We start from the raw sequence: 25088 nt of genomic DNA, 5'->3' as shown, positions 1-25088 counted from the left end.
ATACCCCTTTAAAACAACCCACTTCCAAAATACCCTACCCCAATTATTCATTTTTTTCAAATATCTTTGTCCCAAACTAGTGTTGTGAATAAAGATACCAAGGATAACGTATGTAATGAAGAGGTGTACAGCCAACTCTTCAGGGCCAATTCCAAAACGGTTTTCAACTATATATATTATAAATACGGCAATGAGGAAAAAGCCTATGATGCCGTTCAGGAAGCTTTTACCCGACTTTGGGAAAATTGTTCCAAGGTAACACCCCCCAAAGCCAAAGCCTATGTTTACACGATAGCGAACAATCTTTACCTTAATGTTTTAAAGGCTGAAAAAGTACGTTTAAAGTATGCCGACCGGGTGAATACCACGAATCATGAGACCCCGGAATATGTCATGGAGGAAAATGAGTTCAAGAAAAAACTGGATACCGCATTAAACGGCTTACCGGAAAACCAACGTACCACCTTTTTATTAAATAGGATCGATGGTAAAAAATATGCGGAAATAGCCGAAATGGAGGGGGTAAGTGTCAAGGCCATCGAAAAACGGATGCACCTGGCCTTAAAATCACTTAGGGACCAAATTGATGGGATTTAGGGCGGAGGTAATTAAATAATACGATCAGGTAGGGTTTTTTCAACCTTGATTGTTATAAAAAAGTAAAGCAAGAAATCATGCAAGAGAATTACTTGGCAAAATGGCTCAATAACGAACTCTCCGAGGAAGAGCTCGCAGCATTCAAAAAATCTGACGAGTATGCTTCCTATCAACGCATTATAGAAACTTCGGACACTTTGGAAGCACCGGATTTCGATACTGAAACCGCACTTGAAGCCTTAAGGAACAAACAAAGCCTGACCGATACAAAAGTAATTCGTTTAAAACCCTTTAGAAGGTTCTTAAAAGTTGCTGCCGCAGTGGTAGTCATTATGATCGGGTCTTATTTTTATTTGAACACCTTGGAGGAGACCTTCACCACCCAATACGCCCAAAATGAAGAAATAACACTTCCCGATGCTTCAAAATTAATATTGAATGCCGATTCGGAAGTTTCATTCAGCGCCAAAAAGTGGGACAAAAAGAGAAAGGTCGCCTTAAAAGGGGAAGCTTTCTTTAAAGTCGCCAAAGGTAAAAAATTCACGGTAGAAACAGACCAGGGTACGGTAGCCGTACTTGGCACCCAATTCAATGTTGAAAATCGCAAGGGTATTTTCGAAGTAACCTGCTTTGAAGGCCTGGTAAGCGTTACTTATCAGGACAAAGAAACCAAATTACCCGCAGGATCCTCTTTCATGGTCATCGACGGGAAAATCATCCCCACCGAAAAAACCAATACGGCATTGCCTTCATGGATCAACAAGGAAAGTACCTTCAAAAGCATTCCCCTAAAATATGTATTTGAAGAACTTCAAAGGCAACATGCTATTACCGTACAAACCCAAAATATTGATTTGAACAAACTTTTCACCGGTACTTTTAGCAACACGGATGTAACTTTGGCGTTACAAAGTATTAGCGTACCTTCTCAATTAAAGTATAAATCAGAAGGAAATAAAGTGTTGTTCTATGCCGAAAGTGCACCATAAACCACTTTTCATACTTATTATAGGCTTACTGTTGTTTTTTACCCCCCAAAAAACAATGGCACAGGAAAATAATGCCGAATCATTACCCCTCACATCGGTACTTAAGAACCTGGAAAACAGGTTCAACATAAAATTCTCCTATGTTGACGAGGATATTGACAACACCTTACTTACCCTTGATATTACAAAAGATCTAAAATCGATCCTTGCCGATATTGAGGAACAGACCCCATTAAAGATAAAAAAACTGGATGAACGCTACTATTCCCTATACAAAAGCACTACGATAGCTATCTGTGCAACCGTCTTGGATAATTATAGCCAAAACACGGTAATGGGTTCTTCGGTAGAAGTTTTAGGGACCGATATTGCCTTGATTACGGATAGTGAGGGCCGATTTTCTTTGGAGGACATCCCCAGGAAATCGATTATACGGATAAAGCATATCGGTTTCAAACCCATTTTCATCCCGGCCGAAGATTTAACAAAGCACGACCCCTGTACGGTCCTGTTGTTGGATCTTAATTACGAACAACTCGATGAGGTCATCATATCCCAATTTTTAACCACGGGACTTCACAAGGAAATCGATGGAAGTATTCGTATGATTTCCAAAGATTTCGGCATTCTACCAGGTTTGATCGAACCCGATGTCCTACAAACCATTCAAGCGCTTCCTGGCATTGAAAGCATCGATGAAACCGTATCGAACATCAATGTACGGGGAGGCACCAATGACCAAAACCTTATTCTTTGGGACGGCATGAAAATGTACCAATCCGGGCACTTTTTTGGGCTTATTTCAGCCTTTAACCCCTACTTAACCCAAAAAGTCTCCTTGATTAAAAATGGTACAAGTGCCCAATACGGCGACGGGGTGAGTAGTGTCCTGGATATGGAAACCAATAATGAAATTACCGGGGATTTTTACGGTGGTGCAGGCTTTAACCTTATCAATGGGGATATATTCGGAGACGTTCCATTGACCAGAAATACCGCCTTCCAATTTTCCGCCAGACGCTCTTTGACCGATTTTTTTGATACCCCTACGTACAAACAATTTTTTTCCCGCGTATTCCAAGACAGTCAAATCAATGAAGATGCCGGACAGACTGAAGATACCAAAAGGACCGAGGATTTTTACTTTTATGACTTTACGGGAAAGTTTCTATTCGATATTCACCCAGACCACAAGATTCGGGTCAGTTTTATCAACATCAACAATAATCTCAATTATATTGAGGAAAACCTTAGTGATTCCAGCAAAACCCAAAGCCGGTTAAACCAAACGAATATTTCTTTCGGGGGAAGTCTGGAAAGTACCTGGAATACGAAATTCAACACCAAACTCAATACCTATTATACCAAGTACAACCTAGATTCGAGGAATACCTCGGAAGGTTCGTCCCAGTTGTTATCGCAGCGAAATGAAGTTATTGAAACAGGTCTTAAGATCAATACCTCCTTGAAGTTGGCAGAATCATTGGATTGGCTTAACGGGTACCAATTTACAGAAACCGGGGTATTGAATTTTTCCGATGTTACCGAACCCCCATACAGCAACAATTCAAAGGTGGTGATGCGGACACATGCCGTTTTTTCTGAATTGGAGTATCGGTCTCCCAACAAAACTTTCTATGCCCGTGGTGGTGCCAGACTCAACTATAATGAAAACCTCGACACGTTTAAGGAATACCGTATAGAACCCAGGCTTAATCTTAATTATGAATTTCAGAAAAACCTGAAGATCGAGCTACAGGGCGAATTCAAAAACCAAACCACCCATCAGGTAGTTGATCTGGAACAAAATTTCCTAGGCGTGGAAAAACGACGTTGGTATATCGCAGACCCTGAAAACAGCTTATTGCCTTTACCCATTACCAAAAGCAGGCAAGGCTCATTGGGCCTTAATTATGACCATCAAAGTCTTTATATAGGGGTCGAGGGCTTTTATAAAGAGGTTACCGGAATAAGTGCCAGAACCCAAGGTTTTCAGAACGAGGGGCAATTCAATGAGGAGATCGGCAATTATACCGCAAGAGGCTTGGAATTCCTCATCAATAAAAAAACCAGGGATTATAGTGCATGGCTCAGCTATGGCTATAACGTGAACGACTATACTTTCGATGAAGTCGCCCCACCTACCTTTCCGAACAATTTAGATATCAGGCACACGATATCCTTTGCCGGAAACTACACCCATAACCACTTTAAATTCGGAATAAGCCTGAATTACAAGACCGGAAAGCCCTATACGCAACCTGACCCGGAAAATCCGGTCGATAACAGATTTTTCCCTAGTAGTATTGCCTATCAGAAACCGAACAGTAGTCGATTGCCCGAATATCTTAGGGCCGATGCCTCCGCGATTTATGATTTTAAGATAAGCCCTAAAATAAAGGCCACGGCCGGAGCATCCGTCTTGAACTTAACCGACCGTAAAAATATTTTGACCAGGTATTATCAAATAAATGAAAACGATGAAATTGAAACGGTGGAAAGTGTCTCTTTGGGCCTTACCCCGAACATCAGTTTCAGGGTGGCCTTTTAATGGCACCTTCGATACTTTACCGGAACGGCATCGGTTCGGGAGCATACCATCATGCCGACAAATTTTCAGTCGTCAGAACCCGACATATTCCCTATTACATACGTTCGGGAACCTGTATGCCCAATAACAAAAATGCGGATTGGATCACTTCCCCCACTTTCTTGGATAGTTGAACCCGAAGTATTTTTCTTTCCTCATCGGATTCCCCCAAGATAGAGACTTGCTGATAAAAGGAATTGAATTCCTTGACCAGGTCATAGGTATAATTGGCAATCAATGCCGGACTATAATTCTCGGCCGCCAATTGAATGGTCTCCGGGAACAATTGTAACTGTTTTAAAAGTTCCTTTTCTTTTAAGTGAAGTTCCAAAGTATTAGCTACCGTAGTCGACCAAACAATCTCGATTTTATCCGCCTTTCTTAGGATAGACTGTATCCTGGCATAAGTGTACTGTATGAACGGTCCGGTATTCCCCTGAAAATCGACCGATTCCTCGGGATTGAACAAAATACGTTTTTTAGGATCTACCTTAAGAATATAATACTTTAGGGCACCCAATCCGATCATTCGGAATAGCTCCTGTTTTTCGGTATCGGTATACTCCTCCAACTTGCCCAATTCTTCGGAAATCGTTGCCGCTGTTTGGGACATATCGTCCATAAGATCATCGGCATCAACAACGGTACCTTCCCTACTCTTCATTTTACCACTGGGAAGATCCACCATACCATAACTCAAATGGTGTAATCTTTCCGCCCATGTGAAACCTAATTTTTTAAGGATCAAAAACAATACCTTAAAATGGTAATCCTGCTCATTCCCTACCGTATAGACCATTCCCGTTATATCAGGAAAATCCTTGACACGCTGTATGGCCGTTCCTATATCCTGGGTCATGTATACCGCCGTACCGTCCGAACGCAAGACTATTTTTTCATCGAGGCCTTCGTCGGTAAGATCGATCCAAACGCTCCCATCCCCCTTTTTATAAAAGATGCCTTTTTCCAATCCGTCAGCAACCACATCCTTCCCTAAAAGATAGGTATTGCTCTCATAATACAACTGGTCAAAATCGACCCCAAGGTTTTTATAGGTCTCATCAAAACCTTTATACACCCAACCGTTCATTCTTTTCCATAGGGTAACCACTTCTTCATCACCGGCCTCCCATTTTCGAAGCATTTCCTGTGCTTCCTTTAAAATAGGAGCTTCCTTTTCCGCGATTTCCTTTTCGACCCCTTCAGCGATCATTTCGGCAATCTCGGCCTTATAGGCCTTATCGAAGGCCACATAATAATTCCCTACCAACTTATCCCCTTTCAAGCCGGAACTTTCCGGGGTTTCCCCATTACCGAAGCGTTGCCAGGCCAACATACTCTTACAGATATGGATACCCCTATCGTTTATTATCTGGGTCTTGTACACCTTTTTCCCTGCCGCCTTTAAGATCTCGGCCACGGAATATCCCAATAAATTGTTCCTAATATGGCCTAAATGTAAGGGCTTATTGGTATTGGGGGAGGAATACTCCACCATTACCGCTTCATGCCCGGGCTCGGATACGCGTCCATAATCAGCCAATTCCTTTATCGTATTGAAGAAACTGAGATAATAAGAATCGCAGATCACAATGTTCAAAAAACCCTTGACCACATTAAAACCGGAAACCTCATCCACATTATTTTGAAGAAACTCCCCGATTTGCTTGCCGATCAGCTCTGGATTCCCCTTTACGAATCGAAGCATGGGAAATACCACTACAGTGACATCCCCTTCAAAATCTTTTCGTGTAGGTTGAAATTCCACATGGGGCAATTCCACATTGAAAATTGAATAAATCGCTTCTTTGACCTTATCCGACAGGACTTCTTGAATGTTCATTTACTATTGGATTATGAGCTGCAAAACTAAACATTTTTTAGGCTTTAGTAATACCGCGATTCTCTAAATCGTCTTGAATTGGTTAACTTTAGTACTGCTATCGAAAAAGAATCAACATGTTACTCAATGTTTCGTACAACCGTAGTGAAATTACCCAAAAGATCGATCGGGAAGTCGGGAAGCCCTTTACCCTTAAAGAACGCTGGGCAATGGGCGGTATTGGATCCCCTAAATTGTTCATTACAGCGGCCAGTATCGAAATCAGGAATTTATTGTTATTGGACAACAATATCGACTGCTGCAATATTGAATTACGCCCCAAAGGGATCATCGTGGGTTTCCGCTCTTTATTGGACTCCTATGCTCTGATCATCCCCTTTTATAAATTGGCCATTTACAAGGGTGCCCCTGCCGTATATTCAATCTACAGGGACAACCACTTTGTAAAAGTGAAATCGGATACCAAAGCCGTTCAAAAGTTCTTTAGAAAGGTCTTGGATTACAAAACAGACCAAAAACCCACTTCAATCGAGGACTTATGAAAATTCTACTCACCGGGGCCAATGGCTATATCGGCATGCGATTACTTCCCCAACTACTGGAGTTGGGCCACGAGGTTATCTGTGCCGTAAGGGACAAAAACCGCTTTTCCATTGATGCTTTGACCAAAGAAAAGATCAAGATCATTGAAATTGATTTTTTGAAGGGATATATCCCCGATTTGGTCCCGAAAGATATTGATATAGCGTATTACCTTATCCACTCCATGAGTTCATCGACCTCCGACTTTGATGAAAAGGAGGCTCGATCGGCCGTTACCTTTAATGCATATATGGCCGAAACCAATGTAAAACAGGTCATTTATTTGAGTGGGATCGTCAATGAGGAAAAGCTGTCAAAACATTTGGAATCCCGTAAGAACGTTGAGGAAACCCTTTACCAAGGCCCCTTTAACCTAACCGTTCTAAGGGCGGGTATTATTGTGGGATCGGGCAGTTCTTCCTTTGAGATCATCCGCGATCTCTGTGAGAAATTACCCTTTATGATCACCCCCAAATGGGTATTGACCAAAACCCAACCCATTGCCATCAGGGACGTCATACGATTCTTGACAGGGGTTATCGGCAATGAAAAAACCTATAACGATTCTTTTGATATCGGGGGCCCGGATGTGATGACATACAAAGAAATGTTACACGAATATGCCAAGTGCAGGGGGTTTAAAAATTGGATCGTAACCGTACCGATCATGACCCCTAAATTATCTTCGTATTGGCTCTATTTCGTTACCTCTACCTCTTACAAATTGGCGGTTAACCTTGTGGACAGTATGAAGATGGAGGTAGTTGCCAAAGACCGAAGGCTGCAGGATATCTTGGGCATAAAAACCCATAGCTACAGGGAAGCCATCGCAATGGCCTTCAAAAAAATCGAACAAAATTTGGTCATCAGCAGTTGGAAAGACAGTATGATCAGCGGGCGATTCCAAAAAAATTATGAACAGTACATTCAGGTACCCAAATATGGGGTCCTCAAAGATGTACAAAAAAGAAAGGTTACCGATGTAGATGCCGTTTTGGGGAACATTTGGAAAATAGGGGGTGAAAACGGATGGTACTATGGCAATTGGCTTTGGAAAATAAGGGGTATTCTCGACAAAATGAGTGGCGGGGTAGGTTTACGACGGGGACGCACCCACCCAGATAAGATTTACACCGGAGATGCCTTGGATTTCTGGCGGGTGCTTTTGGCGGACAAGAAGGCCAAAAGACTCTTGCTTTTTGCCGAAATGAAGTTGCCCGGAGAGGCTTGGTTGGAGTTTAAAATCGACGACGACGACATCCTGCACCAAACGGCTACCTTTAGGCCCCGTGGCCTAAAAGGTCGTTTATATTGGTACAGTATACTTCCCTTTCATTATTTTATTTTTGGGGGAATGATTCGAAATATTACCAATACCTAATATCCATTCCGTTCACCGGTAAGCAAGGTCCGAGCCATTTTGGTTGTTTTATTTGGGATTGGACCGTGTTCCATGATGTTTACCGTGGGCTTTACCGTTTGGGCATTTTAGGGGTCGTGACGACCGGGATTTTCATTAAAAGGGTGTTAGAAAAACACGGGTGACCTATAGGATTGTTATTTTAGGGATTTCAGGACCGTATTATTATATGGAACGTATTATTTTCGCCCTTCATTGCCTCTTGCATATGGTTAAAATTGCCGCTAGTATTAAAATCAATTTGATTAATGGAGAAAAAAATAGTCACTTACAACAAGATCTCGCCCGTAGACGCCATTAAAATAGAACCCTTTGACCCAAGCAAGCGATATACGAAACCCCATAGGCACAATAAATATCTAGAACTGGTGTATTTTCAAGAAGGTGAAGGATTCCATTATTTGGACGGAAAGCCTTACCCAATAACACCCCCCATTTTCTTCTTTATTTGGAAAGAGCAAATCCACAATTGGGAAATAGATACGATACCAAAGGGGTATGTGATCATCATAAAAGAAGCGTTCCTTGCTAAAAGTCTTGATAAAAGTCTTGGCACCCTATTGGCAAGGCTACACGACCTTCAGGTCTCAAAAGTGCCCAAAGACCCTACCATAGAAACCTTATTTGAAACCCTTACCCGAGAAATAAAACAGAATTCCCCTGTTCAAAAAGAGATCCTCGAGGGCTGTTTAAAATCCCTATTGGCCAAAATAATATCCTACGCGGAAGTTACCGCCAACCCCTCGGTCGATATGACTACGAAATTTATCGCGCTCTTGGAAAAACATCCTAAAAACAATGTTCGTTTTTATGCGGAAAACCTCAACACTACGGCCCAAAACCTCAACTTGCTCTGTAAAAAAAGGTTTTCAAAAACAGCTTCCGAAGTTATTGCGTCCTACATGGTCCAAAAAACAAAACGACTACTTCTATTTACCGATCTTTCGGTCGCGGAAATTTCTTTTTTTCTCGAATTTAAAGATACCTCCCATTTTATCAAGTACTTTAAGAGACAGGTTGGGCAGACACCATTACAATTTAAAAAAGAAGCCGTGTCATAAGTACCATTAATTTTACGAATAGACCATTTTCAAATGAACATTGGCCCTATGTTTGCAGGACAACCATAAAACCAGTGTACCTTGAAGTTGAAACACCTGAGTAGTTTATTCCTTTTACTTTTTGCAAATCATAGTTTCGGACAATTGACCGGAAGAATTGTGGACAATGCTGATGGGTCCCCTATCGAATACGCCACAGCGGTAGTTTACAATGAACAGGACAGTACCGTGGTAACCGGTGTTGTTACGGATACCGATGGCCATTTCTCCCTAAACAACTTGAAAAAAGGCAATTACTATTTAGAAGCTTCGTTCATAGGGTTCCAAAAAGAAACCATTTCCCCCATCCAAATTCAACATAGGGGTACTGCCATGGATTTAGGTTCCATTGCACTCTCTATTTACCAGAATCAACTTAACGAAGTAATTGTCAGTGCCGAACGAGCAACGGTCATCCATAAAATAGACCGTCAGGTTTATGATACGAAGAAGTTTCAAAATAGCCAAGGGGGCAATGCCGTTGACATTGTAAAGAACATTCCCTCGGTAAGTATCGACGTTCAAGGGGAAATCAGCGTAAGGGGCAGCAAAGGATTTGCCGTTTTGATGAATGGGAAGCCCACCCAGGGCGATGCCAGTGCCCTCTTGGCACAATTACCGGCGAATGCCATAGAATCGGTTGAATTGATTACGGCACCATCTGCTAAATACGACCCGGAAGGAAAAGGAGGTATTATCAATATAATCACAAAAAAAGGGGCTATGAACGGCACCTATGCACAAATTAATATTCGAGGCGGATTCCCTTCCATAGAACCTTATGACACCCAAGAAGCCGCCCAAAGATATGGGATCGATGCCACCTTGAACAAAAAAACCGAAAATTGGAACTTTTCGTTTGGGGCCAGTTACCAACGCAATGATAAAACCGGTAGAAGGGAAGGAGAGGTTTTTGTCATTAATGAACCCGAAGACAAGCAGACCTTTTTACCTTCGGATGGTGAACGCAGTTTTGACGACCTTAACTACAACGGAAGGTTAAATATTGATTTTACCCCAAATGATTCGGATACCTTTTCTTTGGGTTTTTATGCAGGAAAACATACCGTCGACCGTTTGGCCGATATCGATTATTACGACAACCATGCGGTTTCCCCGATAAACAGTAACAACAGGGAATATACTTTCCAATATTTCAACCACAACCTAAGAACCCGGAAAGGGGATTTTGTCTTGGGTAGTTTTGACTATTCCCATACCTTCGATAACGAATCAAAATTGGCTACATCGTTTTTATACGAGTATACCTTTTTGGGAGGCCCTACCTATAATGACAATTTAGGGCTTATTGATCGGGACATCATTTACCAACAGGAATACAATACAAACGACAACCCTTTGAATGGATATCGCGTCAACATTGATTACCAATGGAAACCCTTGTCCATAGGAACCTTGGAAACAGGATATCAATTCAGGGCCTTGGACCATAAGGGGGAGTTTGTTTACGAACGTGACGGAGTGCTGGTTCCGGAATTTTCAAGTGACATAAGTCTTGAGCGGATATTACATTCCGGCTATGCACAATTGACGGGCACAAAAGAGAAATGGGATTATGCAGGTGGCCTACGTGTTGAATCGATGGATCGCACCTATAAGGAAGATTTAAAAACAACCGACCCCGAACAGACCTACGAGTATGATTTTGTTAAATTATTCCCCTCGGCATCCTTACATTATGCCGCAAATGAATCCACAAAAATAAAAGCGGCCTATAGTAAACGGGTTGAGCGAACTACAACCCTTAAAATGAACAGTTTCGCAGAGCGGGAGCATTCCGAAGTTTTTGAACAAGGGGACAATCGATTAAAACCGGAATTCATAGATTTGGCAGAACTTGGGGTTGTCAAAAATTTCAAAGGCGGCCATTCATTAAGCGCAACGGCCTACTACAGGCATGTAAACAATGTCATTAACCGAGTGAATACCTTGGCTTATGAAACCGATGGTTCAGTATTGGATAGCATTATCAATCGGGTATACTCCAACGTCGGAAAAAGCAATTCGCTGGGATTGGAAGTGGGCGCCCAACTTAAACCCACAGAAAACTGGTCTAATTATATAGGGGCAAATGTATACTCTTATGATATTGAAGGCGCCTTTACTTTTAGGCACCGGGACGGTATTACCAGAAATTATGACGTAAATAGCTCTGCTACGGTCTATTCCTTTAATGTCAATTCCACCTATTCGTTTTGGGAAAATGCCTCGGTACAATTTACTTTCAATTACCTGTCCGATAGAAATACCGCCCAAGGGGAGGATTCAAGATTTTACAACCCGAACCTTACTTTTCGGAAAACATTTCTCGACAATAAATTGACGGCGACCTTGCAATGGCAAAATATGGACATGGGGCTATTGCGATCGAACGAACAGCGCATAACCACCCTGAAGGCCAATGAATTTTATACCACCACCAATTACAGGTATGAAGTGGATATGGTATCGATCAACCTAACATACGTATTCAACCCGACAAAAAACAAGTCTAAATTCATTGAGAGTGAATTCGGAAAGAAAGAATTTTAAGCTCCCGTAGTATTCCTTGGGGCATCAGCGCTTCTTTGGCAAGAACACCTCTGCCATCATACAACGTGCACTACCCCCACCGCAAGTCTCGATGGTATCCAACGGACTATGGATGATCTCGCAACGTTTCCTTATTTGTGCCAATTGACCGGAATCAAGACTATTGAATGCCGCCGAACTCATTACCAAAAAACGTTTATTATCGGCCCCTAGGACTTCGAGCATATTCCCTGCAAAAAAATGCATTTGTGCTTCGGTAATTGCGATAATCTCCTTCCCATCCCTTTTTAGATGGTCGATAACGTTCTTACGCTCTTTCTTATCATCGATGGCATCTAAACAGATTACGGCAAAATCCTCCCCCAAAGCCATCATAACATTGGTATGGTAAATGGGTAAGCGCTGGTTGTCCACCGTTTGGTTGGCCGTAAAAATAACAGGGAAACAATCGAAATCCTCACAGAATTCAATGATCAATTCCTCATGGGCCCTATCGGACAAGGCGCAATACACTTTTTGGTGTACCCTGTCCATAAGTATACTTCCGGTACCTTCCAAGAAAACATCTTGCCCTTCCGCCGAAGTATAATCCACAATATCCCTTATTTCGAACCCTTTTTCCTCGAGGATATCCAAAATATCCTCCCTTCGTTCATTTCTTCTGTTCTCGGCGAACATCGGATAGATGACAACGGTCCCATTCTCATGGAATGATATCCAATTGTTCGGAAAAATGGAATCCGGAGTATCGAACTCATCGGTATCATCAACAACGATCACTTGAACCCCTTTATCCCTCAATGCCTTCACAAATGCATCGAATTCGGTCTGGGCTTTTGAATTTATGGTCTGATTTTTCAATTCCAATTCCTCCATGAAATAATTGTTCACGGCGGTTTGCTCGTTCATCCTGAAGTTAATCGGGCGAATCATCAATATGGTATTGGTAATCTGCATCCTTGAAGTTATGTATTATGGCAAATATACCTTTTCGGTAAGGGTAATGGCTTAATTATATCGTAAAATTGTTTTGAACTTATACCGAACTTATTGTTCCCGAACCAAGGGCATCGTGCTACAGCGCAATAAACCTCCCTGTTTAGAGATTTCGGCATAGGGAATTTCCTCGACCGTAAAGCCCTGTTCCCTTAACCAAGTATTCAATCGATTGAAATTACGTTCAGAAACAACAACATCCGGGGCAATCGAGAATACATTGCTATACATTTGATACATCTCATCGGATGTGATCTCAAAGATATTCTCCTTACCAAAATAGGCGACCAGCCATTCGTATTCCTCTTCAATCAAAAAGCCGTTCTTATGTATGATCGCCTTATCCCTGCCAACAGGCTGAAAGCAACAATCCAAATGCAATGCATTTTCCCTGGGGTTCTTGATCGACTTTCGCAATTCGAAAGATTTGACCTTTTTCCCCGGGAACATCCCTTGAATATATTCAACCCCTTCCTTATTGGTCCGTGCCGTTATATAATCGGGATAATCGCTCCCCGTATAAGTACCGATAAAGATATAATCGCCCCAAGGCATCACATCCCCTCCTTCAATATGTACTTCCTCCGGTGGATATAGGATGTTTTCTTCTTTGATCATATCGAGTACATGACGAATGGCCTCGAATTCTTCCTCCCGATCGGGTAGGATATTCGCCTTGACCAACTTATCGTCTATGACGAAAGCTATATCCCTTGAAAATATCTGATTGCAATCGGCAATGACTTCAGGTCGAAAGACCCGTACCCCATATTTTTCAAAAACCTTTGCGAATGCCTCCATTTCCTTGACCATATCCTCTTCCTTTGGATACGTGCCCAACAGGATATGCTCCAAGGACTTTGGGTCATAGGCCTCTTCAGGTAGTGGAACGGGACCGCTTGCCTTGGCCGTACCCAAAATCACTGCCTTCAACTTTGAGGTTTCGTTATTTATATGCAGGTGCAACATGCCTAAATTTTGACCAAATATAGACAATCGGAATCTTTGACCATAAAAAAACACCCTAATCTAAATTAAAAAAGGGTGTTTCCTATACAAGTTTCCAAAGTGTTTACCTTTCTTCCAAAGGTTTAAAAGGTCTATACGTTTTCCCGATATACACTTGCCTTGGCCTTCCTATCGGCTCATGTCGAAGTCTCATTTCCCTCCATTGTGCAATCCACCCCGGAAGTCTTCCCATGGCGAACATCACCGTGAACATTTCACGTGGAATACCCAGGGCCCTATAAATGATTCCGGAATAAAAATCCACATTGGGATATAAGTTTCGTTCTACAAAATATTCATCCTCCAAGGCTACTTTCTCCAAGCTCTTCGCAATATCCAAAATAGGGTCTACAATACCCAAATCTTCTAGCACCTCGTCGGCCGCCTTTTTAATTATCCTAGCCCTTGGGTCAAAGTTTTTATAAACCCGGTGACCAAATCCCATCAACCTAAACTCATCGTTTTTGTCTTTGGCTTTATCCATATATTTATGGGTATCCCCACCATCTTCCTTAATGGCTTCCAACATTTCAATGACCGCTTGGTTGGCCCCTCCGTGCAAGGGACCCCAAAGGGCTGATATCCCTGCGGACAATGAAACGAATAATCCTGCGTGGGATGAACCGGTGATACGAACCGCCGAGGTAGAACAGTTTTGTTCGTGATCCGCATGAAGGATCAACAATTTATCCAGGGCGTCGATGACGATCTTATTGCTTTTGTATTCCTTACTCGGCTTTTTGAACATCATTTTATGAAGATTTTCAACATAGCCCAAATTATCATCGCCATAATCAAGGGGCAAGCCTTTCTTTTTACGCATGGTCCAAGCCACCAAAACAGGGAATTTCCCTAAAATCTTTACAATGGCATGGTACATATCCTTTTCAGAAGAGATATTCACCGATGTGGGATTAAATGCGATCAAAGCACTTGTCAAGGAAGATAAAACCCCCATTGGGTGTGCCGACTTTGGAAAACCATCCAAAATTTTCTTCATCTCCTCATCTACTTGGGATTCGGCTTTTATATCCTCATGAAAGGTCTCCAACTGTTCTTTATTGGGTAATTCACCAAATATCAGTAGATAGGCAACTTCCAGAAAATCGGCCTTTTCGGCCAGTTCCTCTATCGCATACCCCCTATACCTAAGCATTCCTTTTTCACCATCCAAAAAAGTTATTTCACTCTCACATGAACCGGTATTCTTAAAGCCCGGATCAATGGTTATCATCCCTGTGGACGACCTTAATGATTTGATGTCGATGGCCAATTCATTCTCAGTATCCTTTATTACTGGGAATTCATACCTCTTACCATCGTATTCAAGAATTGCTTTGTCTGACATTTTTTTATTTTAATGAGTTAAATCAAGCGGTAAATTTAAGGAAAACGCATCATTTTAACAATTCCGCAATTGTTAATAATCCTTATAGGAAATTCAGTGAAATATTTAGGTGGAAATGTATCAAAAAAAGGCTATGAGCTACACAGATATAAGGACTTATAATATTCGTCAACGGACTTCTTCCATGTAAATCGCATTTTTTTCGCATTGCTCTGTAACTTTTTCCAAAGTTCCTTATCGTTATAAAAGACATCAAGGACAACATCGAATGAGGCAACCATGTTCTTGATTTTTTCATCATAGGTATCCCCATCAAAACTAAATCCGGTTTTCATATGTTCCACCGTATCCTTTAATCCACCTGTATGATGAACCAAACAGGGGTGTCCATTTCTCATGGCAAGCATTTGACTGATTCCACAAGGCTCAAAGAGGCTTGGCATGAAATACAGGTCTGTTTCCAAATAAATGGAATCAATAACATCTTCCGATTGGGCATTGATAAAGATCAGGTTGGAATATTGATAACTAATGGACCTTAGCAACTCCTCATATTCGGGAGCTCCCGTCCCTAAAATCATAAGGATGCCATTGCGTTCCTCCAACTTCCTCAATATTTCGATCAAAGCCTCTGGAGACCGTTTAAAGAAATAAAATTTCTGTTCGGTTAAGCGTGCCACACTGGATACAACAAAACTGGGTGGTGCCGTTAAATACTTAACCACTTTTTCCCCGGTATGGGCCAAAAAGTCCGCCTTATATTTTTTTGATTCTTCCTGAAGCCATTGAAAAATGGCGATAATGATATTTCCATAGATCTGGTTTTTCTGGGCCACCCTAATATTGGAATAATTACTGCCATTTAGAATACCGAACAACCTACCTTCGTTTTCCGCCTTCAGTAAATCGACCTCTAGCCCTTCCCCTCCTATGAATTCGGGCGGAGCGCTAGGTAGCAGTACATCTTCCTTATACGACGGCGAAACGGTATGTACGGCATCTGAAAAACGGATACCAACGGCCATCAGGTTAATACAATCCTGATATCTATAGTCTTTCAGTTGATCGGTATCATAATCGATGTCCCGAAACCAATTCCGTAGCGATGCATAATTATTCTCAAAAGGCCGAATGCCCTGTATTGCCAAATTGTGGATGCTATATACGAATCTGATTTTCTTGAGCACTTCGTATGCTGGGTGAAAGGTCTTTAAAAACACCACCAGACTCGAATGCCAATCGTGCATATGCACGATATCCAAGTCACCAAAAGCGCCTTGTTTTATGGCCTCGGCCACGGCTGTACAGAAAATCACGTATTTTATGAAATCCGAATAAAAGGGTTCAACCGGGTTGTTGTGATAAATCTGGGCTATATCCCCAGCTTCGATTTCCGGATGGTGGATGACATAGTGGTGGACATTGGGAAACTCTTTCTTGGGAACAACCTCATACAACTCGGCGGTATAAATCGTCCCCCGCAGCTCAAAATGAAGCAGGGTTTTGAACGTCCCTCCTTTATGTAGCCTGGAATAGGCCGGCACAATGACATGGGCTTTATCCCCCCTTTCTGAAATTTGCCTTGGCACATCGCGGACCACATCGCCCATACCCCCAGCCTTACATTTATATAGCCCATCATTTTCCGCGGCTACGAAAAGAAAATTAGTCATGCAATAGCGTAATCATTAATTAATAATCATTATGCTATGAAGTTACTTAAACTTAGACTCAAAGCCAAAAAAAAAGCCTTTCAAATGAAAGGCTTTTTAAAATTATTTTAACATTACTGGTTTACCTTAAATGCTTTCTCTTGTGGAAAATATGCCGTACTTCCCAATTCCTCTTCGATGCGGAGCAATTGATTGTATTTGGCCATTCTATCCGAACGTGAAGCAGAACCGGTTTTTATCTGACCCGTATTCAATGCCACCGCCAAATCGGCGATCGTATTGTCTTCAGTCTCACCTGAACGGTGTGACATTACTGAAGTGTATCCAGCATCCTTGGCCATGTTTACTGCAGCAATGGTTTCGGTCAAAGAACCTATTTGGTTTACTTTGATTAGGATTGAATTGGCAATACCATTTTCAATACCTTTTGACAAACGCTCTACATTGGTAACGTAAAGGTCATCACCTACCAATTGCACTTTGTCCCCGATCATTTCAGTCAAGACTTTCCAACCGTCCCAGTCGTTTTCATCCATACCGTCTTCAATGGAGATAATAGGGTACTTTTCACAAAGTTCGGCCAAATACTTGGCTTGTTCCTCTGAAGTACGTACAGCACCTTTGTCGCCCTCGAATTTCGTATAATCGTATTTTCCGTTTTCGTAGAATTCGGCAGAAGCGCAATCCAAAGCGATCATCACTTCGCTACCAAATTTATACCCTGCATTTTCAACTGCTTTACCGATGGTTTCAATAGCATCCTCCGTACCGTCCAAAGTAGGTGCAAAACCACCTTCGTCACCAACCGCGGTACTTAGGTTTCTATCGTGCAATACTTTTTTAAGATTGTGGAATATTTCAGTTCCCATTTGCATGGCATGGGTAAAACTTTTGGCCTTTACGGGCATGATCATGAATTCCTGAAAAGCGATCGGCGCATCTGAATGCGAACCACCGTTTATGATATTCATCATAGGAACCGGAAGTGTATTTGCACTGACACCACCTACATACCTGTATAATGATATTCCAAGCTCGTTGGCAGCAGCTTTTGCCGTAGCCAAAGAAACCCCTAGAATTGCATTGGCACCGAGTTTTGATTTGTTTGGCGTACCATCCAAATCTATCATGGTTTGATCTATAAGGTTCTGTTCAAAGACAGACATTCCCAAAATCTCTTCCGCTATGACGGTATTTACATTTTCAACCGCTTTGCTGACTCCTTTACCCATGAAAGCACTGCCACCATCACGAAGTTCAACGGCCTCGTGCTCACCGGTTGAAGCGCCTGAAGGCACCGCAGCACGCCCCATAACACCATTTTCCGTAATTACATCTACCTCTACTGTTGGATTGCCCCGAGAATCTAAAATTTGTCTCGCATGGACACTAAGAATAATACTCATATGAATTTGTTTTAGTATTGATTTTTGAAGGTACAAAGATACAAAACGAGCTACTTTTCAGAGGCTTTTAAGGTCTCTTTTTACATCAAAATAACGATAGTTTAAACTTCTTGTTTCACTTTGGACGATTTCGCCAACAATTCAATAAACTGATCAAAAAGATATTCCGCATCATGGGGTCCCGGACTGGCTTCCGGATGGTATTGCACAGAGAAAACATCCTTGTTTTTCATGCGCAGACCCGCTACGGTATGATCATTGAGATGTACATGGGTAATCTCCAATTCGGGGTGTGACTCCGTCTCTTCCCTATTGATGGCAAAACCGTGGTTTTGACTTGTGATTTCCCCTTTGCCCGTGAGCAAATTCTTTACCGGATGGTTTATACCACGATGTCCGTTGTACATCTTATAGGTAGACACCCCATTTGCCAAGGCAATTACCTGATGCCCCAAACAGATACCAAAGAGGGGTTTATCACTTGCAATGATATCCTTGGCGGTTTGAATGGCATTTTTCAAAGGTTCCGGATCACCAGGGCCATTGGAAATGAAATAACCGTCAGGATTCCATGAACCCATTTCCTCAAAGGAGGTATCGTACGGGAACACTTTTATGTAACAGTCCCTCTTGGCAAGGTTTCTAAGGATATTCTTTTTAATTCCGATATCCAAAGCGGAAACCTTGTAAGTGGCGTTTTCATCCCCAAAAAAGTACGCTTCTTGGGTAGAGACTTTCGACGCCAACTCAAGACCTTCCATACCGGGCATTTCCTTAAGCGCTTCTTTCAGCTTATCCAAGTCATCCACTTCGGTCGATATTACGGCATTCATGGCACCGTGATCACGTATATACCCCACCAAAGCCCTTGTATCCACATCGGAAATGGCCAGGGTATTGTTCGCCTCCAAAAATTCCAACAAACTTTTGTCGGCATCGGGTCGGGAATAATCGTAGCTGAAATTCTTACAGATCAACCCGGCAATCTTGACGTTATCGGATTCCGATTCATCTTCATTGGTTCCATAATTGCCAATATGGGCATTGGTAGTGACCATAAGTTGTCCAAAATAGGAAGGGTCTGTAAAAATCTCCTGATATCCGGTCATACCAGTGTTGAAACAAACCTCCCCAAAGGACGTTCCTTCTTTTCCTCCAACTGATTTTCCATAAAAAACGGTTCCATCGGCCAATAACAACAATGCTTTTTTCTTAGATTGATATTTCATTAATAATTATTTTAATTTTGCTTTACTCTTGTATTTAATTTCCTTTCATCCAAACTTCAGGATTTGAATATATATAATTAAGTGGTTATAGCTAAATAATACTTAAGAATTGAAACAACATCGTGAAGATTGTTATATTTTAATTTATGCTTCTTCACATACGTCTCCACTTCCTTTAGACTATTTTCGGATATTAATTTCAATACATCCTTTTTCCTGAATTTCAACTTTTCCAACAGTTCATTTGCCCCCTTTTTCACATAATAATCTTCCTGATGAAGTAATTTGGGCAACCCTTCGGGAACTTTCGTCAATGGATTTATGTTCGGCTCACGCATAACGATAAAATGTTTTCGTAAGAAAAGGAAGTCGTTAGCGACCAGAATCTCTTCGAAATAAGAGTTCCTCATATATTCCGTATCCAAATACCTCCTGTATACCTTATCCCGTATAATGACTTTATCGACCCCTCTAGGATTAATGATATAAACCGAATCCTCAGAAATCTTAGCTTCAAATCGTTCCGCATATGCATTGTAATTGAAGCGTTTGAAAGTGTATACCTTATCCTCAAAGTACACTTTGGAATCATTTTCCCAGGTTTGATAGATGTAAGGGGAACCGTCGACGGTCTTATTTTTTATAATATCCTTCCTGTTTACCAAACTTAACGTGGATCCCCCTGGAATTTCGACATAATCACTCGAGGCAAAGGGAAGCTGTAAAGTCTGGCCAAAAATCGGTAGACTAACGAAGGTTACGGACAATAAAACAACATAAGATATTAATTTTCCCATATACCGATGAATTTCAATTATATTCCAACTGTTTAAAAATAAACAATATTCCGCTTTCAAGAAGCCCATTCCGGATAATCCAATTTCAGATACGGTAGGATATTCCATTATACCCCCAAATATCAATCCCCATTTTAATTATATAAAAAAAGGATAAACCGTTAAGCTTATCCTTCTGTAAATTGTATTGGTAAATGACATCCTATTCTTCTGAATCGTCAGATTTGTTATCAGCCACAGGAACCGGCGGAACCTCTTTTTTAGCACCACTACCTCTTCTACTACGTCTTGTAGTTTTCTTCTTAGCCTTGTCCGCATTGTAGATCTCATTAAAATCAACCAATTCGATCATTGCCATATCCGCATTATCCCCCAATCGGTTCCCAAGTTTAATGATCCTTGTATAACCACCGGGTCTATCCCCTACTTTTTCAGATACCTCACTGAACAATTCCGCAACTGCCAATTTGTTTCTTAGGTATTTGAAAACGATACGTCTGTTATGCGTACCCTTATCCGCAGTTTGGTTGTTTTCCGCTTTTGACTTTGTGATCAAAGGCTCAACAAACTGTTTTAGGGCTTTGGCCTTGGCCACAGTGGTATTGATTCTCTTGTGCTCGATCAAGGAACAGGCCATATTGGCCAACATCGCCTTTCTATGGGCTGCCTTTCTTCCTAAATGATTAACTTTTTTTCCGTGTCTCATCTCTTAATTTTATCATCTTGCTACCAAACCCGAATTAGCCGAGGAGCAAAATATGATTATTTAATCTTTGTCTAATTTATATTTTGAAAGATCCATACCGAAGCTAAGACCTTTATTGATCACCAATTCTTCCAATTCAGTCAAGGATTTCTTTCCAAAATTCCTGAACTTCATCAAATCGTTCTTATTGAAGGAAACCAAATCACCCAAGGTATCCACTTCAGCGGCTTTCAAACAATTCAAAGCACGTACTGAAAGGTCCATATCAACCAATTTGGTCTTCAACAACTGACGCATATGCAATGATTCCTCATCATAGGTTTCGGTTTGAGCAATTTCATCGGCTTCCAATGTAATTCGCTCGTCGGAGAACAACATGAAATGGTGAATCAAAACCTTGGCACCTTCTGTCAAAGCATCCTTTGGATGGATAGATCCATCGGTAACGATTTCAAAAACCAATTTTTCATAATCGGTTTTCTGTTCTACCCTAAAGTTCTCGATACTGTATTTTACATTTTTGATCGGTGTAAAAATAGAATCGATGGCAATGGTACCCAAAGCAGCATTCGATTTCTTATTTTCCTCGGCAGGAACATATCCCCTACCTTTATCAATAACGATTTCCATATTGATCGCCACTTTGGAATCCATGTTACAAATCACCAAATCAGGATTCAATACTTGATATCCCGAAATGAATTTTTGAAAATCGCCTGCAGTCAACTGTTCTTTACCACTTACGGAAATAGATACCACTTCTGCTTCAGAATCCTCAATCTGTTTTTTGAAACGAACTTGTTTCAAATTTAGGATAACCTCGGTAACATCTTCTACAACACCAGGTATAACAGAGAATTCATGTTCGACTTTGTCGATTCTTACCGAAGTAATCGCATGGCCTTCCAAAGAAGAAAGCAAAACTCTTCGCAATGCATTCCCTATGGTCAATCCGTAGCCAGGTTCCAATGGTCGAAATTCAAATTTCCCTTCGAAATCTGAAGAATCGATCATTATTACTTTATCGGGTTTCTGAAAATTAAATAATGCCATAATTGGATCAGTGTTGTTTTATTTTGAGTATAACTCGACTATTAATTGTTCCTTAATGTTCTCAGGAATCTGTATTCTCTCTGGAATGGAAACAAAGGTCCCCTCTTTCTTTTCAGAATTCCAGGTAATCCATTCGTACACATGATTACTGGCCGCCAAGGAATCTTGGATGGTTTGCAGCGACTTCGATTTTTCCCTTACCCCAACAACATCACCGGCTTTTAACGAATATGATGGAATATCCACCAACTCCCCGTTAACCGTAATATGTCTGTGTGAAACCAATTGTCTTGCTCCCCTTCTTGAAGTGGAAATACCCATTCTATAAACAACATTGTCCAGTCTGGACTCACATAATTGCAAAAGCACCTCACCGGTAACGCCTTTACTTCTGTTCGCACTGGAAAACAGATTTCTAAATTGGCGTTCCAATATACCATAGGTATATTTCGCTTTTTGTTTCTCCATCAACTGAACTGCGTATTCGGATTTTTTACCCCTACGTCTATTTTGTCCGTGTTGTCCTGGAGGATAATTTTTCTTTTCAAAAGACTTATCGTCTCCAAAAATCGCTTCACCGAATTTACGGGCGATTTTACTTTTTGGTCCTGTATATCTTGCCATCTTCTATTTGTTTGGAAATGTGATTATGAATTAAGGCTTAATCCTTCGATAATCGTAACTACACCTCCTGTGAATTACTGTTGTTAATTATACTCTTCTTCTCTTTGGAGGTCTACAGCCATTGTGTGGCATAGGCGTAACATCGATGATTTCGGTAACCTCGATCCCTGCATTATGTATGGAACGAATTGCGGATTCCCTACCATTACCAGGTCCCTTTACATAAACCTTCACCTTTCTTAGACCGGCTTCATGGGCTACTTTGGCACAATCCTCGGCAGCTACCTGTGCAGCATAAGGAGTGTTCTTCTTAGACCCTCTGAATCCTTGTTTACCAGCTGATGACCAAGAAATAACGTCTCCCTTTTTATTGGTCAATGAAATAATGATGTTATTGAAAGATGCCGTTACGTGAGCTTCTCCTACAGCATCAACTATAACCTTACGTTTCTTGGCCGTTTTTGCATTTGACTTTGCCATAATCTGCTACTTATTATTTAGTTGCCTTTTTCTTGTTGGCCACTGTTTTTCTTTTTCCTTTACGGGTTCTGGAGTTGTTCTTGGTCCTTTGACCCCTTAATGGTAGACCGGCTCTATGGCGAATACCCCTGTAACAACCAATATCCATTAATCGCTTAATGTTCAATTGGGTCTCTGATCGCAATTCACCTTCAATGGTGTATGAAGCCACGGCTTCACGAATACGACCGATTTCATCATCATTCCAGTCAGACACTTTAGCATCCTCACTAACTTGTGCCTTTTCCAAAATCTCTTTAGCTCTACTTTTTCCGATACCAAAAATGTAGGTAAGGGCTATAACCCCTCTTTTCTGTTTTGGTATATCTATACCTGCAATTCTTGCCATAATTATCCTTGTCTTTGTTTAAATCTAGGATTCTTTTTGTTGATTACGTACAACCTGCCTTTTCTGCGTACTATTTTGCAATCGGCACTTCTTTTTTTTACTGAAGCTCTAACTTTCATCTTACTGTCTTAATATCTATATGTAATTCTCGCTTTGGTAAGGTCATATGGGCTCATTTCCAATTTAACCTTATCACCAGGAAGCAATTTTATATAATGCATTCTCATCTTACCTGAAATATGCGCTGTTACCACATGCCCATTTTCCAGTTCAACTCGAAACATTGCATTGGAAAGGGCCTCTATAATAGACCCATCTTGTTCTATTGCTGCTTGTTTAGCCATAACTTATGCTACTTTCCTATTTTTACCAGTTTTCATTAAACCATCGTAATGTCTGTTCAACAAATAAGCGTTCACTTGTTGTACCGTATCGATGGCAACACCTACCATGATCAATAAGGACGTACCACCATAAAACATGGCCCAACCGGATTGTACATCCATTACCTTGACGATAATGGCCGGTAATACCGCCAACAAGGCCAAGAATACCGATCCGGGCAATGTAATCAATGACATGATCTTATCCAGAAAGTCACCCGTTTCTTTACCTGGTCTGATTCCAGGAATAAATCCGCCACTCCTCTTAAGGTCATCGGCCATTTTATTCGTCGGTACCGTTATTGCCGTATAGAAATATGTAAAAACGATGATCAAAAATGCAAACAATATGTTATAGGCCAATCCGAATATATCCTGGAATTGTACCTCCATCCATTGTCCTACGCCCGTATTGTTGAATGTTCTTCCCAGTAAACCCGGTGCGAACATAATCGCTTGGGCAAAGATAATGGGCATCACCCCTGAGGCATTCAATTTTAATGGGATATACTGTCTAGATCCCATTATGTTCTTTTCATATCCTCCGGATGCCGTTCTCCTGGCATACTGTACAGCTACCTGCCTTGTGGCCATGACCAACAATATACTGGCCAAGATTACCAAGAACCATAGAATTACTTCAATAAGGATGAACATCAATCCTCCGTTGTTATTCGCAGTCCTTGAAATGAATTCCTGCGCGAATGATTGTGGCAACCCAGCGATAATACCTACCATGATCAATAAGGAAATACCATTACCGATACCTTTATCGGTAATCTTTTCTCCCAACCACATTGCAAATACACAACCTGTTACCAAAATGATGACCGCCGGAATTATGAAGTCCAAACCTTTTCCCAAAACAAATGCACTATCAGGAACCCCTAAAGCGCCAAGTGAATATAAATAGGCCGGTGCCTGGACAATACATATCCCGATCGTCAACCATCTCGTGATCTGGTTGATCGTTTTTCTACCACTTTCGCCTTCTTTCTGCAATTTCTGTAAATACGGAATCGCTATACCCATCAATTGTACGACAATCGAAGCTGAGATATATGGCATGATCCCTAAAGCAAAAACGGAAGCATTGGCAAAAGCCCCTCCGGTAAAAGCGTTAAGAATACCTAAAATACCACTGTCGGTACTAGAGGTCAATTCAGCCAATTGTGCCGTATCAATACCAGGAAGGACAATTTGACAACCAAAGCGGTAAACCAAAAGAAGACCCAAGGTAATCGTTATCCTATTCCTTAGTTCTTCAATCTTCCAAATATTGGATAGTGTATCGAAAAATTTCTTCATAGTAGTGTATTGTCT

At 41.3% G+C, this 25088-nt stretch carries 23 protein-coding genes; 7 read left to right on the top strand and 16 right to left on the bottom strand.

Annotation, left to right across the window (positions count from 1 at the left end; translation table 11 throughout):
* Positions 1–84: 84 nt before the first annotated feature.
* The 3 genes from PHU20_RS07165 (at position 85) to PHU20_RS07155 (ending at position 4137) form a co-directional block, all read left to right on the top strand.
* A complete protein-coding gene (locus PHU20_RS07165) occupies positions 85–597 on the top strand; it encodes an RNA polymerase sigma factor (protein WP_274824670.1) in 513 nt (170 codons plus the stop codon).
* Positions 598–674: 77 nt separating this feature from the next.
* Positions 675–1586, top strand: coding sequence for a FecR family protein (locus tag PHU20_RS07160; protein WP_274824669.1), 912 nt, complete (start codon positions 675–677; stop codon positions 1584–1586).
* A 55-nt stretch (positions 1587–1641) separates the two neighbouring features.
* The gene (locus PHU20_RS07155; protein WP_274824668.1) at positions 1642–4137 is read left to right on the top strand and encodes a TonB-dependent receptor plug domain-containing protein; all 2496 of its coding nucleotides are present in this window, start codon (positions 1642–1644) and stop codon (positions 4135–4137) included.
* 94 nt (positions 4138–4231) lie between these two features.
* Here the strand turns inward: PHU20_RS07155 and argS are convergent, their stop codons facing one another.
* Entirely contained in the window at positions 4232–6019 is a 1788-nt protein-coding gene (gene argS / locus PHU20_RS07150; protein ID WP_274824667.1) for an arginine--tRNA ligase, read from the bottom strand.
* 116 nt (positions 6020–6135) lie between these two features.
* Between argS and PHU20_RS07145 the strand changes: the two genes are divergently transcribed.
* The 4 genes from PHU20_RS07145 (at position 6136) to PHU20_RS07130 (ending at position 11674) form a co-directional block, all read left to right on the top strand.
* A complete protein-coding gene (locus tag PHU20_RS07145; protein ID WP_274824666.1) occupies positions 6136–6561 on the top strand; it encodes a hypothetical protein in 426 nt (141 codons plus the stop codon).
* Complete coding sequence (locus tag PHU20_RS07140; protein WP_274824665.1) at positions 6558–7982, top strand: SDR family oxidoreductase; 1425 nt, start codon at positions 6558–6560, stop codon at positions 7980–7982. The genes PHU20_RS07145 and PHU20_RS07140 overlap by 4 nt, the downstream gene beginning before the upstream one ends.
* 287 nt (positions 7983–8269) lie before the next feature.
* Positions 8270–9082 carry an AraC family transcriptional regulator gene (locus PHU20_RS07135; protein WP_274824664.1) on the top strand — a complete coding sequence of 271 codons (813 nt, stop codon included), beginning with the start codon at positions 8270–8272 and terminating at the stop codon, positions 9080–9082.
* 81 nt (positions 9083–9163) lie between these two features.
* Positions 9164–11674, top strand: coding sequence for an outer membrane beta-barrel protein (locus PHU20_RS07130; protein WP_274824663.1), 2511 nt, complete (start codon positions 9164–9166; stop codon positions 11672–11674).
* 24 nt (positions 11675–11698) lie between these two features.
* Here the strand turns inward: PHU20_RS07130 and ctlX are convergent, their stop codons facing one another.
* The 15 genes from ctlX to secY form a co-directional block, all read right to left on the bottom strand.
* A complete protein-coding gene (gene ctlX / locus PHU20_RS07125) occupies positions 11699–12631 on the bottom strand; it encodes a citrulline utilization hydrolase CtlX (RefSeq protein ID WP_274824662.1) in 933 nt (310 codons plus the stop codon).
* Positions 12632–12721: 90 nt separating this feature from the next.
* A complete protein-coding gene (locus tag PHU20_RS07120; RefSeq protein WP_274824661.1) occupies positions 12722–13639 on the bottom strand; it encodes a dimethylarginine dimethylaminohydrolase family protein in 918 nt (305 codons plus the stop codon).
* A gap of 103 nt (positions 13640–13742) precedes the next feature.
* A complete protein-coding gene (locus tag PHU20_RS07115; protein WP_274824660.1) occupies positions 13743–15026 on the bottom strand; it encodes a citrate synthase in 1284 nt (427 codons plus the stop codon).
* Between the two features lie 131 nt (positions 15027–15157).
* Entirely contained in the window at positions 15158–16699 is a 1542-nt protein-coding gene (locus tag PHU20_RS07110; RefSeq protein ID WP_274824659.1) for a glycogen synthase, read from the bottom strand.
* 113 nt (positions 16700–16812) lie between these two features.
* Positions 16813–18105, bottom strand: a complete 1293-nt coding sequence (gene eno, locus PHU20_RS07105; protein ID WP_274824658.1) for a phosphopyruvate hydratase — start codon at positions 18103–18105, stop codon at positions 16813–16815.
* Positions 18106–18206: 101 nt separating this feature from the next.
* Positions 18207–19334 carry a glutamine-hydrolyzing carbamoyl-phosphate synthase small subunit gene (gene carA, locus PHU20_RS07100; RefSeq protein WP_274824657.1) on the bottom strand — a complete coding sequence of 376 codons (1128 nt, stop codon included), beginning with the start codon at positions 19332–19334 and terminating at the stop codon, positions 18207–18209.
* A gap of 77 nt (positions 19335–19411) precedes the next feature.
* Positions 19412–20131, bottom strand: a complete 720-nt coding sequence (locus PHU20_RS07095) for a hypothetical protein (protein WP_274824656.1) — start codon at positions 20129–20131, stop codon at positions 19412–19414.
* A 202-nt stretch (positions 20132–20333) separates the two neighbouring features.
* Positions 20334–20837 carry a 50S ribosomal protein L17 gene (gene rplQ / locus PHU20_RS07090; protein WP_274824655.1) on the bottom strand — a complete coding sequence of 168 codons (504 nt, stop codon included), beginning with the start codon at positions 20835–20837 and terminating at the stop codon, positions 20334–20336.
* A 60-nt stretch (positions 20838–20897) separates the two neighbouring features.
* Positions 20898–21890, bottom strand: coding sequence for a DNA-directed RNA polymerase subunit alpha (locus PHU20_RS07085; RefSeq protein WP_274824654.1), 993 nt, complete (start codon positions 21888–21890; stop codon positions 20898–20900).
* Between the two features lie 18 nt (positions 21891–21908).
* Entirely contained in the window at positions 21909–22514 is a 606-nt protein-coding gene (gene rpsD, locus PHU20_RS07080) for a 30S ribosomal protein S4 (RefSeq protein ID WP_154363814.1), read from the bottom strand.
* Between the two features lie 87 nt (positions 22515–22601).
* Positions 22602–22994 carry a 30S ribosomal protein S11 gene (gene rpsK / locus PHU20_RS07075; protein WP_274824653.1) on the bottom strand — a complete coding sequence of 131 codons (393 nt, stop codon included), beginning with the start codon at positions 22992–22994 and terminating at the stop codon, positions 22602–22604.
* 13 nt (positions 22995–23007) lie between these two features.
* Entirely contained in the window at positions 23008–23382 is a 375-nt protein-coding gene (gene rpsM, locus PHU20_RS07070) for a 30S ribosomal protein S13 (RefSeq protein WP_274824652.1), read from the bottom strand.
* A gap of 2 nt (positions 23383–23384) precedes the next feature.
* Positions 23385–23501, bottom strand: coding sequence for a type B 50S ribosomal protein L36 (gene ykgO, locus PHU20_RS07065; protein ID WP_013305171.1), 117 nt, complete (start codon positions 23499–23501; stop codon positions 23385–23387).
* A gap of 9 nt (positions 23502–23510) precedes the next feature.
* A complete protein-coding gene (infA, locus tag PHU20_RS07060) occupies positions 23511–23726 on the bottom strand; it encodes a translation initiation factor IF-1 (RefSeq protein WP_013305172.1) in 216 nt (71 codons plus the stop codon).
* A gap of 3 nt (positions 23727–23729) precedes the next feature.
* Positions 23730–25073 carry a preprotein translocase subunit SecY gene (gene secY / locus PHU20_RS07055; RefSeq protein ID WP_274824651.1) on the bottom strand — a complete coding sequence of 448 codons (1344 nt, stop codon included), beginning with the start codon at positions 25071–25073 and terminating at the stop codon, positions 23730–23732.
* Between the last annotated feature and the right edge of the window lie 15 nt (positions 25074–25088).

This window comes from Maribacter polysaccharolyticus, from assembly GCF_028882255.1.
Lineage (GTDB): Bacteria > Bacteroidota > Bacteroidia > Flavobacteriales > Flavobacteriaceae > Maribacter_A > Maribacter_A polysaccharolyticus.
Note: the sequence above shows the minus strand (reverse complement) of the source record. Positions and strands in the feature narration are given on the sequence as shown.